At 42.5% G+C, this 14,683-nt stretch carries 11 protein-coding genes; 7 read left to right on the top strand and 4 right to left on the bottom strand.

The features are described 5' to 3' along the window. The first annotated feature begins 80 nt into the window (after window positions 1-80). The 4 genes from KFV02_RS03830 (at window position 81) to KFV02_RS03815 (ending at window position 3,506) form a co-directional block, all read left to right on the top strand. Window positions 81-515, top strand: coding sequence for an acyl-CoA thioesterase (locus KFV02_RS03830; protein ID WP_252380214.1), 435 nt, complete (start codon window positions 81-83; stop codon window positions 513-515). Window positions 516-523: 8 nt separating this feature from the next. Next, window positions 524-1,315 (top strand): amidohydrolase family protein, encoded by a 792-nt coding sequence (locus KFV02_RS03825; protein WP_252380213.1) that lies wholly within the window; start codon window positions 524-526, stop codon window positions 1,313-1,315. Window positions 1,316-1,329: 14 nt separating this feature from the next. Then, complete coding sequence (locus KFV02_RS03820) at window positions 1,330-2,868, top strand: ArnT family glycosyltransferase (RefSeq protein WP_252380212.1); 1,539 nt, start codon at window positions 1,330-1,332, stop codon at window positions 2,866-2,868. 95 nt (window positions 2,869-2,963) lie between these two features. After that, window positions 2,964-3,506, top strand: coding sequence for a phosphatase PAP2 family protein (locus KFV02_RS03815; protein WP_252380211.1), 543 nt, complete (start codon window positions 2,964-2,966; stop codon window positions 3,504-3,506). A 224-nt stretch (window positions 3,507-3,730) separates the two neighbouring features. Here the strand turns inward: KFV02_RS03815 and KFV02_RS03810 are convergent, their stop codons facing one another. Continuing rightward, entirely contained in the window at window positions 3,731-4,444 is a 714-nt protein-coding gene (locus tag KFV02_RS03810) for a C-GCAxxG-C-C family protein (RefSeq protein WP_252380210.1), read from the bottom strand. Window positions 4,445-5,007: 563 nt separating this feature from the next. Between KFV02_RS03810 and KFV02_RS03805 the strand changes: the two genes are divergently transcribed. Continuing rightward, on the top strand, window positions 5,008-5,388 hold the full coding sequence (locus tag KFV02_RS03805) for a flagellar basal body protein (RefSeq protein ID WP_252380209.1): 381 nt from the start codon (window positions 5,008-5,010) through the stop codon (window positions 5,386-5,388). A gap of 94 nt (window positions 5,389-5,482) precedes the next feature. Here the strand turns inward: KFV02_RS03805 and KFV02_RS03800 are convergent, their stop codons facing one another. Beyond that, window positions 5,483-7,153: a ribonuclease J gene (locus KFV02_RS03800; protein ID WP_252380208.1), complete on the bottom strand. Its 1,671-nt coding sequence runs from the start codon at window positions 7,151-7,153 to the stop codon at window positions 5,483-5,485. Window positions 7,154-7,805: 652 nt separating this feature from the next. Then, on the bottom strand, window positions 7,806-9,866 hold the full coding sequence (gene fusA, locus KFV02_RS03795) for an elongation factor G (protein WP_252380207.1): 2,061 nt from the start codon (window positions 9,864-9,866) through the stop codon (window positions 7,806-7,808). Between the two features lie 661 nt (window positions 9,867-10,527). Between fusA and KFV02_RS03790 the strand changes: the two genes are divergently transcribed. Both KFV02_RS03790 and KFV02_RS03785 read left to right on the top strand, forming a co-directional pair. Next, complete coding sequence (locus KFV02_RS03790) at window positions 10,528-11,505, top strand: ParB N-terminal domain-containing protein (RefSeq protein ID WP_252380206.1); 978 nt, start codon at window positions 10,528-10,530, stop codon at window positions 11,503-11,505. 344 nt (window positions 11,506-11,849) lie between these two features. Then, window positions 11,850-12,962 (top strand): SPL family radical SAM protein, encoded by a 1,113-nt coding sequence (locus KFV02_RS03785; protein WP_252380205.1) that lies wholly within the window; start codon window positions 11,850-11,852, stop codon window positions 12,960-12,962. Here KFV02_RS03785 and KFV02_RS03780 read toward each other — a convergent pair. After that, window positions 12,940-13,482 carry a hypothetical protein gene (locus tag KFV02_RS03780; protein WP_252380204.1) on the bottom strand — a complete coding sequence of 181 codons (543 nt, stop codon included), beginning with the start codon at window positions 13,480-13,482 and terminating at the stop codon, window positions 12,940-12,942. The two genes, KFV02_RS03785 and KFV02_RS03780, sit on opposite strands and share 23 nt — an antisense overlap. Between the last annotated feature and the right edge of the window lie 1,201 nt (window positions 13,483-14,683).

Raw genomic sequence — 14,683 nt, 5'->3', positions numbered from 1 at the left:
CCAAAAAACAGTAAATTCACCTCTTAGCCTTCGGCCATTTTTTAACTAAACGGACTCAAATAAAACATAACACAAACTTTATGAAGCCAAAGGAAAACTCAAAATTTCCGCAACCCGAAACCTGGCATGAGCATCGAATATCATATGGTGAGACAGATGCTATGGGAGTGGTTTATTATGCCAATTACTTGCATTGGTTTGAGATGGCCAGGAGTACTTTTTTGCGGGAAAGGGGCCTGAGCTATGTCCAGGTAGAGGAAAAAGGAATTTTTTTGCCGGTCCGTAAAGCAGAATGTCGCTATTTAGCCCCTGCCAGATTTGATGAACTGGTCTTTGTCCGTACAGGAATAGAAAAGTGGGGACGGGCATCTCTTTTGTTTGTTTATGAAGTGGTGGATGAGCAAAAAAACCGTGTACTGGCCTTGGGCAAGACTGAGCATGCATGCGTTAACAAGCAAGGCCGTCCCGTACCTCTTCCTGCCTGGTTAAAACAAATCTGCACACCTTCCTCTTAAAGTTCTCGATGCTGGATGTACATACCCATATTTTCCATCCAAATGTTGCCCCCAGAATTTTGAAGGAGTTGGAAGTCCGGTACGGGATTTCTCCGGCAGGCTCAGGCTTGGCCGAAGATTTGATCGCACGGCTTAAAAAAAGCGGGTTTTCAAAGGCTGTAGTACACACAGCAGCCACGGCCCCGGCCCAGGTTATTCCGGCCAACAATTGGTCCATTGAAATCAAAAAGAGATATCCTGAATTGGTCCCTTTTGGCACTATCCACCCGGGATTTGACAGGTGGGAAAGGGAACTAAACCGGTTAGAGAAAAACGGGATCAAAGGGTTAAAACTACATCCGGATTTTCAGGGCTTCTGGTTAAATGACAAGCGACTCGGACCGATCTTTGAGGCCATTGGGGAAAGATTCTTTTTGATGATCCATATAGGAGACAGGTTGCCTGCCCATAAAAGTCCTTCCTGTCCGGTGAAGCTAAAACAAGTAATCAAAGATTTTCCCCGATTAAAAATCATTGCTGCTCACTTAGGTGGTTATCTACAGTGGGACTTAGCCCTTGAGCATATTGTGGGCGAAGATATTTTTCTGGATACTTCCAGCTGCATCGATTTTATTCCTGAAGATACTTTAAAAAAAATACTGGCCCGCCACCCTAAAGAGCGAATTCTCTTCGGCTCAGACTACCCACTGTTTGATCCTGGCCAGGAGCTTGATAAACTCCTGAGGCTTAAATTTTTGTCCAAAAATGAGATACAGATGATATGTAAAAATGGGGAAATAATTCTGCAGGGGAACCTATAACTTACAAACTAACTATGCAAAAAACCAAAGAATTTAATCCATATATTGGGGCTGCTTTAATTATTTTCGTGACGACTTTAACCAGGTTCTGGTTTGTTTATTCAGGTCAGACCAACTTATATACAGATGAGGCCCAGTACTGGGATTGGAGCAGGACCCTGCAGCTTTCTTATTACTCCAAAGGACCTTTAATTGCTTATGTCATCCGTTTCTGGACCCAGATCTTCGGCCCAACAGAACTTGGTGTGCGCTTTGGCGCGGTGTTCAATACCTTCTTGATGCAAATTATAATTTTTTGGTCCCTTACTAAAATCTGGTCCAGGCCAAAACTCGCTTTTTATTGTTTGATTGTGGCCAATACCATGCCTTTATTTATTACCGCAGGCGTACTAATGACCACAGATAACCTGCTTATCCTTTTCTGGCTCATTGCCTTTTTTATCTTATACACAATTTTTACAACCAATACCGGCCCATGGGCTTATTTTGTCCTGGCCCTAGCATTGGGCCTGGGCATACTAGCGAAATATACCATGCTATTGTTCGTCCCTTTAAGCCTGGCCTGTGCCTGGTTAAAGGGGCGAAAAGATGAGCTGCCAGCAAAGTTTTGGCCCCGCTTTATCCAATCTCTGGTCTGTGGAACATGTATCGGACTTTTGCCAATTCTTATCTGGAACATAACCCATGACTTTGCCGGTATAAAACATGTACTTTATCGCGGAAGCCTGGCCGGAGAAAAAGCCCGGACGCTGCTTCGACCCAAATATTTCCCTGAATATCTAGGTAGCCAGTTGGGCGTGCTAACACCTTGGTGGTTTGTCTTTTGTCTCATAGGAGCGGTTAAGGTGACCAGGGGACTATGGTCCCAAAAACTTCCCTTTGCCCTGAACAGGACGCAAGGGATAATACTGACTGTCTTTTTCTGGCCGATCTGGCTCTTTTTTCTTTTATTTAGTTTACATGGCAAGGTGGAAGCCAACTGGTCAGCAACAAGCTACTGCGCCGGCATTGTCCTTACCACCCTGACCTTTGTTCAAACAAAGGGGGCGAAAAAATGGCTGTGGCCGGCTCTTGGCGGACTACTTTTTATTTTGATCTATGGGAACAACTACCTGCCTCTGCCGGAAAAGCTGGACCTGACCCGGCGGATGAAGGGATGGGCTGAGCTGGGCTTAACCGTGAATGAGTTGAAAAAGGCAAAGTTTAATTTTCCAGAAAAGGTGTTTGTCTTCAGCGACACCTATGGGGTTACGGCTGAACTGTCATTTTATGTTCCTGGCCAGAAAAGAGCCTATTGCGTCAATGCCGGCCGAAAATATAATCAGTATGATTTCTGGCCGGGTCCACTTGATAAAAAAGGCTGGGACGCCATCTTTGTACAAAAAGGTATAGAACATAAGGTACCCCCTGAGGTAAAAAAAATGTTTGCCAAAATTGATCCTGGTCTTGTTCTTCACTCTAGACATAAAGGCCGTCCCGGCCGGACTTTTACTATTTTTTGTTGTTATAATTATAATGGCTACTGGCCTGAAAGTAAAAGGGAGAGTTATTAACCTTTAACCAATTTTTACCGTTTACTATGTATTTTCACACTCCTTCCTGGGACATGGCCCTGTTTACAAAAATCAATATGGTCTGGAGAAATACCTTGTTTGATTTTTTTATGCCTTTATTCTCCAGCAATATCTTTTTATGGTCCATCGCTTTTGTGCTTCTTTTTATTTATCTGATAAAAAAAGACAGACAGAAAATCTGTTATCTTTTCATCATTGCTTTAAGCATAGGTCTTTGTGATTTTAGCACCAATTTTATAAAAAAAAGTATAGGCCGGATCAGACCGCTTAATCAATTGGCCGGGGTTAACTACTATGAAGATGGAGAGTGGAGACAAAGACCTCCTGACTTTACTGCAACCAAAAAAAGCGGGACATCGTATCCATCAGCCCACAGCGCCAATGCCATGACCGCAGCTACTCTGGCTGTCATTTTCTGGCCGAGGTCCAGATTCTGGGTATGGTTCTTGCCACTTGCAATCGGTTACTCACGCGTTTACCTGGGCAAACATTTTCCCACGGATGTTCTGGCTGGCTGGATATATGGTCTTTGTATTGGCGTAGCAGTATGGATTGCCCTACAAAAATTCCGCATCTGCTGGAAGCCAGTCCCATCAAATGGAACAAAAAACGAATGACAGAAGTATATGGTCGCTCTTTAAATTAATTGGTTCCCCTCCCTGAGACCAGGGAGGGGAAAAGAGGGGTGGGTGACAAAAACAAATGAGTTGATGGGAAAACTATATTTAATTATAATCCTGCTAAGGCAAAATCCATGAAAGCGATTTGTATCTGTTTTGGTACTAGGAATAGTTAGTTCCCATACTGGAAGCTAACTATTCCTAAACTTAAGAACATTCAATTAATGGCATCCTGAACATTCCATTTTGGTCTTGTTTTGCTTGTAGTTGGTAAGCTCTTCCTTTGTAGGTTTATAATATACATACTGGAATGTTCCTTTAAAATACGCATTGAGCAACTCAGCAGTTTTCTTAGCAACATCTGCAGTAAGTCTGGCACACCTTTCAGAACGAAGCTTACTCTTGGCCCCTACATTTGCTGCCTCACACCAGTTCATAACAGAAGCATGACACAAAGGACTTCCGGCAACAGTTTTCACCATATCTTTTTGACCTGCTGGGATATAAATTGGCATTTCTACCTTTGAATACCAGGCCAAAAGCTCATTCAGCAACCCCTTATATTTTTTATACTCACCTACAACCAAGGCTATAGCCGCTGAAGCTCCATTTAAAGCACCACAAATTGTACCCCAGCCAGCAACTCCTCCTCTTCCAAAAGTCATTATCTCTGTAGGAATAAGATTATATGGATGACCTACTTTTTCCCTAAGAGAACCAACAATAGCCTCAAAGGCACCAAAAGAACAGTGATGTTGATAATACCCTTCATAACCCTTTTTCTCTACTTTACCTGGGTCTAGAGGACTGTAAGGAAAAGGAAGTTTCGGAGCCTTTGAGGACTCTGCATGAGCAGAACCTGCCATTAAGTTTGTTGACAACAAAGTGACTCCCACTACTTTCCCACTGTTTTTTAAGAATTTCCTTCTATCCATTTTAACCCTCCTAATATATTATAAATTGCATATCTCTTAAAAAAATCTTAAAAAAAGATATGCTTATAGATATTAAAAACTAATTAATGCTAGCCCCTCTAGAACGGGCAAAGTTGAAAACTTTGCGCCTAAATGAACAAGGTTGAAAGCAATAGATATGCCATATTTTTCACACTTTAAACCTATTGAAATTATTGACTTTAATTTTCTAGCCCAGGCCCAAATGCAAACTTGAGTTTGCATCCTGTATATTAATGGAAGCATTTTTTTGTGCTTTGTTTCACTAACGACTTGGATTAAGTGGGCAAATTATTTTTTGCCTTTGAAAGGGAGGAAAGATAGATTTTTCAAATCTAAAAAAATATCCCGAATATTATTTTTTGTACTCGTGACAAACTTCACTCGTACTCAAGACTTGCCAATAGTCATCAAAAGATTAAATAATAAGAGAAAGATCCTCTGACCATCCACAAAAGATATGACTCCGGACGGTCACATTAATGAATCGTTAATGAATCGTGACAGCCAACATTATCTTGTTATCAGCTTATGAGGGAGCAATCATGGACATCTCAACAAGCCAAAGTGCCTTGAATGTCTTTTCTCTGGCCCAGGATATTACGGCCAACAATGTGGCCAATATAAACACGGATGGATACAAGGCTAAACGTTTGGACGTTGAAAGCGCCCCGGATGGACAGGGTGTACGAGCCCAAACTATTGTGGAAAGTACGGAGCCTGGCCCATTAACCAACCAAATCCAGCCAAGGGAAAACAATGACGGCCGCATTGAACAGCAAGAGGTGATAACGGAAGGTAGTAATACTGAAGTAAGCCAGGAAGTGACTCAAATGATAAAAAAAGAACGCGGCTTTGAGGCCAACGCCCAGGTTGTGAGAACTTATGATCAGATGGCAGGGGTTATTATTGATATGCTGGTTTGATTTTGAAGGATTTAAAAAGGCTACACCTCGCTAAAAAATCTTCCGGTGGAGGCTTTTCAAACACTTTTAACCTAAGGACACTCATTTTTTCACTTTAGCGCCCTTTAGGGACTATAATGACAAGCGGGATAACCACAGGATCTCGACCTAATATCTTGCGAAAAAATCGGCGCAAAGAGGAGCGAATACGGTCTTCAAGTTTTTTGGTCTGACCGGGAGGAATATTTTCAAAGATATCCAGGACAATACACTTGGCATCTTCTAGCACATGGGCAAACTGCTGTTCGAAAATGAAACCTTTGGACAGCAGGTTCGGCTCCATAACCATCTCTCCCGTATCCTTCTCAATAACCAAAACCACAATAACCAGACCCTCACCTCCCAGAATCTGCCTCTCTCTAAGTACAGTCTGGCCCACATCGCCTACACCTTTTCCATCCACGAGAATAGATTCAGCATAGATATCTTCTTCAAAACGAATGGAATCTGTAAACAATGTGAGCGGGTTGCCATCTTCTAAAATTATAGTCCGTTCAGGAGCTACCCCACATTCCTGAGCTAGCTGACAATGCTTGACCAGATGTCTGTACTCGCCATGCACAGGGAGAAAGAATTTAGGCTTTACAGTCTTCAGCATAAGCTTAAGTTCTTCCCGGTGGGCATGTCCCGAAGCATGTATGGCCCTGACTTTCTCATACAATACTTCAGCCCCCAGGCGATACAGGTTGTTGATCACCTTGGTTATGGCCTTGGTATTGCCAGGGATAAACCTGGAAGACATTATCACCGTGTCCCCTTTGTGTACCTTAAGCTGCCTGTGCTCTCCTAAAGCCAGACGGGATAGGGCCGATAAAGGTTCACCCTGGGAACCGGTAAGCAAAAGCACTATCTGATCATCGTTTAATCTAAGGACATCTTCCAGCTTGCCATAATTCTCCTCAGTATGGCGTAGGAAACCCAACTCTGTGGCAATATCGATATTTACAGCCAGACTTTTACCGCTGACTGCAACTTTTCGCCCAAACTCCCGGGCCAGATCAAACACCTCTTGAATACGCTGGATATGACTGGAAAATAAGGTGACCAGAATCCGTCCTTTAGACTGGGCAAATATGCTCCGCAAGGACTCTTTTATCTCTCTCTCAGTCAGGGCAAAACCATCGCGCTCCACGTTGGTAGAGTCTGAAAGTAATAACTTGACCCCTGAGGCTGAAAAGCGGGCAAAGGCTTCCAAATCTGTGTAATGACCATCAAGAGGGTGTCGATCAATCTTGAAATCACCTGTATGCACGATCTTGCCCACTGGTGTTTCTACACCTAAGCCAAAGCCTTCAACGATGGAGTGACAGACAGGGAAAAAATGAAATTTGAAATCACCCAAAGTTAATTCCTGTCCACCGGAAACCGGGACCAGTTGCACGTACTCCAATAAGCCATATTCCCTGAGCTTGTTCTCCACCAGGCTCAGTGTAAACCGCGAACTATAGATAGGCGCATCTACATAGGGCATCAGCCAAGGCAAGGCTCCAATATGATCTTCATGACCATGGGTTAAAACAATCCCTTTTAACTTATCCTTTTTTTGCACAATAAAATCCAGTCGAGGGATAACTACATCAACGCCAAATAAAAAATCTTCAGGAAACATTATCCCGCAGTCTATCACAACCATAGAGTCTTTTGTCTCTAAAACCATACAATTGAGCCCTATCTCGCCCAATCCTCCCAGAGGAGTCAAAGTAACAAATTTATCTTCACTGGTCATTGCTAACTCCGATATCCATTATTAAGATGCGCCTGCAAAAATTCCGTTTTTGCAGGCTGAGTTCAAGGTTCAAAGTTCAATGTTTTCCTAGATATGCGCTTACGCTTTTATCAAAAAACAAATTTTTGAGTTTTTGCAATCAAATCTTAAAAAATTAATGTGTATCCGGAATCCGTAAAATTTAACACAGCCACGATTCCTGCTGCAATCCGGGGCTTTTGGAAAACAGCGAAAACTGTCTGACCGAGTTAGGCAGCCTTAATTAAAATCTTTTTAAATCGTAAGCTCCAAAATTCGCTTAAACACTTGAATATAACGCCCCTTAAATCCAATAAATCGTATTAAAGATTTTGATTTAGGCTGCCTTCGAAGGAGTTTTTTCAGCTGTTTGACAAAAGTTCCGGATTGCAAAAACTCAATAAGCAAAATTACATCATTTTCACGGATTCAGGGTGTATTATTTTCTAGTTAATCAATTTACATCAAAAGCACAAGACAAGCATGCTCGATTTAAAATCGGGAGTTTTGGTCCAAAAAAAAGACCCTGCAAGCAGGGCCTTTTTTAACGTAAATTATTTTCCCGCGAAATACTTCTCGCGGACTCTGTCTAACTTTTCTTATGTGGCGTACCGTAGCAATATGAAAGTTTAATTTATTCTTCCTTTACCTTACTCTCTTCAATGATCTTTTCAGCAATAGGTGGAGGACATTCCTCATAGTGATCAAATTCCATGGTAAAGGTGCCCTGTCCTCCGGTCATGGACCGTAAGTCTTGGGCATACTGGAGCATTTCAGCCATAGGCACATGGGCTCTGATTTCAGTAATGCCATTGTCTGAATCTGAGCCAAGGACTTTGCCCCTTCTGCTGGAGATATTGCCAATGACATCACCCATAAACTCATCAGGCACATAGACAGAGACACTCATGATTGGTTCAAGAAGAACGGGCTTGCATTTTTCAACCGCCTTTTTAAAGGCCATTGAACCGGCAATTTTAAAGGCCATTTCAGATGAGTCCACGCTGTGGTATGAACCATCATAAAGAGTGACCTTAAAATCTACTACCGGGTAACCAGCAATAACCCCTTTTTGGGCTGCTTCCTGAATACCTTTATCCACGGCAGGAATATATTGTTTCGGGATGGCTCCACCCACAATCTGGTCCACAAATTCATATCCTGCGCCGCGAGGCAAAGGTTCGAGCCTGATCCAGCAATCACCGAATTGACCGCGACCTCCCGTCTGCTTCTTATATCGTCCTTGAACTTCAGCCTTGCCTTTTATGGTTTCCCGATAAGGGATCTTGGGCGTTTTCAAGAGGATGCCTACCTTATACCTTCTTTTGGCCTTTTCCACAGAAAGTTCAATATGCAATTGCCCCATACCTGAAAGGAGCATATCCCCGGTTTCGTCGTTGCGGGTAAGTGAAAGGGTAATGTCTTCATCCAAAAGTTTCTGCACCGCAGCAAATACCTTGTCTTCTTCACCCTTTTCCTCAGCAGCCAAAGCATAAGAAAGAATGCACGGCGGAATTTCAGGCTTTTTAAGTACAAACGGGGCCTTTTCATCGCACAGGGTATCCCCTGTGGAGGTATTCTTGAGTTTGGCCACAGCAACAATGGCTCCCGGGCCTACTTCCTCTTTGACCGAAATCTGTTTTTTCCCCTCAAAGGCCAAAAGTTGACCCAGTTTCTCTTTAGTGTCTTTTAAGGGGTTGGCAACTGTCATATCAGAGCTGAGTTTACCGGACAAAACGCGCATGACACTAAGTTGTCCGGCAAACGGATCTACTATGGTCTTGAACACAAAACCTGCAAAGGGCTCTTCCACACTGGAAGCTCTTTCACTCCCATCCTCACCAATCCAGGGCTTATGTTCAAGCGGTGAGGGAAGAAGCTGCTGGATGGCGTCCAAAAGTTTGCTCCCGCCCTTATTTTCCAGAGCAGCTCCTACACAAACAGGAACCAGTTCCCTGCTTAATACTCCGGCACGCAAACCTTTGTACATCTCTTCGGGAGTCAGGCTGCCTTCTTCAAGGTATTTCTCCATCAACTCTTCATCGCTTTCTGCAATATTTTCAATCATCATCTCTTGCAATTCCAAGACCTTGTCCTGAATCTCGGAAGGCACATCGCCTGGTGTCAACTTGCCATCTTCAGCAAAGAAATAGGCTTTGTTTTCCAGGACATCCACAAGGCCTTTAAAATTGGCTTCCGCCCCAATGGGCAGATATAACAATACAGGCTTGATTCCCAAAATATTGGTCAAGCCATCATAGACCATATCAAAATCAGCCCGTTCGCGGTCCATTTTGTTCACAAAAACGATAGCGGGTAAGTCTGCCCGCTCAACTTCTGACCATACCTTTTTGGTCAAAGGCTTTACACCATCAATGGCATCAACTACAAACACGACGCCATCCGCTCCGGTCAGAAGATAACTTATGTCACCGATAAAATTATTATCTCCCGGGGTATCAATTAAGTAGTGGGTATTTTTTTGCCATTTATATGTGGCAAATCCAGGCTGAACGCTACCTCTTCTCTTGATTTCCTCTGGCTCAAAGTCCAAACAAGTGGTTCCCTCTTCGATCTTGCCCAGCCTATTTATAACTTTCGCGTTAAACAAAATCATTTCTGCCACAGAAGTTTTACCTGTTCCGCCATGGCCAACCAAAGCAAAGGTTCTTTGTTTTTCTAGCTTATCCAGCATTAATTTGCCCCCTTTATCATTTTTATTGCGGTCAGTTCCGCTTTATTCGAAACCATGGTTACCCAAGCACCCCTGACTTCCCACAAATTCGCGTAAAATATTGTAGACAGAGTAGGCCTGACTGACTAATCCTAGCCTAGTCCCGGCTAGACCAAAAGGTCTGTGGCCAAACCCCATTTTGACTACCTGATTAAAAATACTGGTTTTTTGAAAGCATTGCAAAGGGCTGGGCAACCCATCTTGGCGAAGCTAGCGGATAAGCAGAGCATCGGGATGACAAAGCTAAATATCCGGGACTATTTGCCATAACTATCCACAATAAAAAGAATATTCATTTACTCTAAATTTACCATCATCCTCTGCCCGCATGCAAGCTATAGATGGGTCCTGGCATTTGCACCAGCATGAAAGAAACCAGTATTGAAAAAAATTATGAAAAGTTGTCCTCTGAACAATGTTTGGCCATAGACTCTAAACGGTTTTGCCAATCATACTTTGCCCTGAATTTCACAAACGCTTATATGATTTTCTGTAGATTTTGTCCTATAGGAAGATGAATGAAAAGATGTCAAGATGTTGATTAGGGGCCTAAAAGTAAAATTTAAAGGCCGGGGCGGGCTTATTAACAGCCGTGAGCTATGATTTCGACGGGAGTTCAAAAATGAAAAAAAACACATACAACCAATTGCAAATTACAAATTACGAATTACTCGACTGTGACGGGCCATGGCTTTTTTGGTCTTCAGAGCCAGATAAACTTTTTATAGAATCTATAAATAAGTGGGGACAACTCCAGCCTGTCCTGGTTACCAAGGTCGAAAATAGCGGGCCCGAACGCTACCGCTATGAACTTATTGCCGGGTACAGGAGAGTCCAAGCTCTAAAAAATTTAAACAGGCCTGTCTTGATCATGGAAATCGAACTTGCCTCCGACTTGGACAAGGGCATGGTGTATCTCTCTTCCAATCTAAACCAGACCCTTGACCCAAAAAAACAACTTAAGGCCCTACGCTATTTTCAAGGCCTTAATTCTAGCCTGAAAGAACTATGTCGCCTTCTAAATATCCCCATTAAGTCAAAACAATATATACTGTGGGAAAACTGGCTAAAATTACCCCCCAAATGGGATCAGCTTTTGATAACAGACCATGTTCCTCTAAGTGCAGCCTCGATTCTTTCCCGCTTTGAGCAAAAAGATTTGGATGCAATTTATCCTTTCCTGGCCAGGGTATCCTGGTCCCAGAACAATGCTCTTCACTTTTTGACCTGGCTCTGGGAAAGTGGACAAATGCGGGGGATATCAGTGCGGGAGTTAATAGCTAAAAACAATTTGACTGCATTGCTAGACAGAGAGCTATCACCTAAAGACCTGGTTAAAAATCTAGTCTTAAAGGCTTGGGAGATACGCTATCCGACCTTGAGCGAGCTTAAACAATCTGTAGATAAAAGATGCCAGGAACTCTGTGCCGGAACAAAATGGCGGGTTGAACATAAGGATAATTTCGAAAATTTTAGTCTGGAACTAGCCATAAAGATAAATTCCAGAGAAGAACTTTTAAACGGACTAAAAGACTTGCAGCAAATAAGCAAGTCCCCTACCTGGGAAATGCTCGATAGATGCTGGCAAATAAAAGACTAAATGAGTCTGTGGCCAAACCCCATTTTGACTACCAGGTTAGAAATCCTGGTTTCTTGAAAGCATTGCAAAGGGCTGGGTAACCCATCTTAGAGAAGCTTGCGGATAAGCAGAGCATCGGGGTGACAAAAATAAATGTCCTGGACTATTTGCCATAACTATCGACAATAAAAGCATATTCATTTATCCTAAATGTACCATTATGCTCTGCCCGCAAGCAAGCCATAGATGTGTCCAGGCATTTGCACGAGCTTGAAAGGAATCAGGATTAAAAAAAAATTATGAAAAATTATTCTCTGAGTAAAGTTTGGCCACAGGCTCTAAAGGTTAAGTGAAAATTAGTTAAAATGAACTCAACTAACTATCTGAAAAAAATTAAGCGTGTTTTGGTGGACAAGGAAGTAGAACATACTCCACTTGCAAAACGAGTGCGGCAAAAACTCGGTCACTTACCATGGCATGTTGTTGACAAAAAACAAACCACTCATACAAACCCAATAAACACAACAGAATCAACTCAGACCTTGTATTTAAAAAATTACATGGGGAAATTTTTACGCTTTTGTCCTGGTACGAGATATTATCGCTGTTGCGGCTATCGCATTATCCATATAGGCGAGAATTGTCCTTTAAGCTGCTCCTACTGTATTTTAAGAGCTTATTTTCAGGACAAAACCCTCAAGGTATGGGCCAATCAAAATGATTTGTGGGCCGAGCTTGATCATGCATTTGGTCCGAATCCAAAACACTTTTTCCGAGTAGGCACTGGTGAATTTACTGATTCTCTCGTCCTGGAGCCCATCACGGGGTACAGCCGTGACCTGGCTCAATTTCTGGAAAACTATCCCAATGTCTGCCTGGAACTGAAAACAAAAATTGTCGACTTGTCCTGGATGGAAGGCCTAAAGCGCACAGACAGAGTGTTGCCAGCCTGGTCTTTAAACAGCCCGGATGTTTCCAGGAAGGAAGAAGCTGGCACTGCCCCCTTGGAAGAAAGACTAAAGGCAGCCAGGGAGTGTACCAAACTTGGGTTCAGGGTCTGCCTCCACTTTGACCCCATCATCCACTATCCGGGCTGGGAAAAGGGCTACTCTCAAATTATAGATATGATCTTTGACTATCTCCGACCTCAGGATATTGCCTATTTTAGCCTAGGTTCATTTCGGTGCATGCCAGACCTTTTCAAAGTCATTGCCCGCGAGTTCCCCCATTCCACATTCATCTACAATGAATTTATAACCGGGCTTGACGGGAAACAGAGGCTCTTTTTACCTCTGCGCCTTAAACAATTTTTATTTATTACCCAAAAACTCAAACAAAAAGGGTTGGACAAACAAATCTACTTCTGCATGGAATCTGACCATGTTTGGAAAAAGGTCATGGGATATACTCCCAAAGATCTGGGTGGGCTAAATAACCACCTGCTCAAACTGGCCTTTAACCGGGATTATTTGTCTTAAAAATATCGTCCATTTTAGGAAACATAGCCTTGGGGCAGCTAGGCTTAAGATAACACAACTCACACCCTCCTCTATATGGGAAAAAGGTAATGGTTGAGTATTTATAGTTAAGTGCCCCGGCAGCTGAAAACTCCAGTCCAATTTTACCCAAAGACCTTTTCAAAATTTTGTTTGGCTTAGGCACAGGAGCGCACTTGGTTGAACTAAGCTCCGGAAGCAAATACCTCATGACGCCCATGATCATAGTCTGGGCCAAGGCTTCCAGCTTAAACCCCATAGCGGGAGATTTATCCCAAATTTCATCCACCTCCATATCTACTTCCTGCCCCAGATAAGCCAAAACATACCCTTTCTTCTCCCCCAACCTATACACCTTTAAACTGGGAGCCCACTTAGACCAATAAGATAAAAGCTCCACCGTATCCTTCCCTTCCATCCCTTTGACCTGGGCCAGAAACATATAAGTCTCCAGATCAAGAGGAGGATGAACTTCAAGCTGCTTTGCTTTCAATAACTTCAATCCCCAGTCCTCCTTTGCACGAATTATTAATCGTTAAATTTTTTATTATTTTGGGTCGGTTATAAGGTTGTTGTTTTTGGCGGGCCAACCTTATTTTAACAATGACTCAACTTTCTGTGTTAATTTGCGAGCGCATTTTCTTCAATGCTAACAAAGACTTGGACACATCTAAGGCTTGCTTGCGGGCTGTGCATAATGGGGTTAGTCAATAGAATGTTACTTAATGCCTTTTCTGTTGTTATGATGGGTTTCGAAAGTTCGATGGAACAACCTCCCCTATGCACAGCACTTCCGCAATCTTCGCCAAGATGTGTTACCCAACCCGTTTGTAATGCATTTCAGAAAATGCTCTCTTCCATTGTGTAGTAATTTGAGGATGTTAATCGTGTCAGAAAGTTGAGACAATGATTTAACGTCGCCTAATGCCTTTTTTAAAGATAAGCTAGCAGCTTATCTTTCACAATTTTTCATACTGAACACACAAAATCTAAGCTTAGACACCCATAACCGCCTTGAAAGACATATCTTTAATGAGCCACACCAAAAAGCATCCAGACAATAAGTCGATATACAAAATTATTTTGAATATCAAAATCTAATCTAACAATTCCACCAAACGCATTTATCTACCTATAATAATTAAACATTTAAAATATTTCAAAAATTAGAAAACCAGAGGGCATCAAAATTTGTGGAGCATAAACAGGCTCAGATTTCGCCCATGAATCTCTGGCTTTTGGCTTATGATTTTTAACAGGTCTGTGCCTATACACTCCTGTACAGATGCTCTGTGCAGAGGTAAAAGTCTAGAATCTTGCGGGGGCAATTAGAAAAAAATTCTACTACATTATCCCATATCCACTTTGCTCCGTCGGCATTGGCCAAGCTTCTAAAGTCTCAAAAGTCATTTTCATATCATCCATCTCCACCCTACTCACCTTACTCTCACCACTCTCCTCACTCAACTACTTACCTTACTCACCTACTCAACCAAAGTGCAGCCATCTGATGCCCCCATTTCTGCGTAGGTCTAAGGTAAAAAAACTATAAATTCTACCTATCTCAAACACTACCTAAAATTTAGATGCGATTCCCCTGATCAAGCTAACGACCTGGTTTGACACCCAACATCTCTTTTGATAACTGCTATTTCTTTCTTTATCTTGTCATAAATATAGAAGTTGCTAAATTCTATTTTCAA

It is taken from the genome of Desulfovulcanus ferrireducens, assembly GCF_018704065.1.
In the GTDB taxonomy this organism is placed as follows: Bacteria; Desulfobacterota; Desulfovibrionia; order Desulfovibrionales; family Desulfonatronovibrionaceae; genus Desulfovulcanus; species Desulfovulcanus ferrireducens.
Note: the sequence above shows the minus strand (reverse complement) of the source record. Positions and strands in the feature narration are given on the sequence as shown.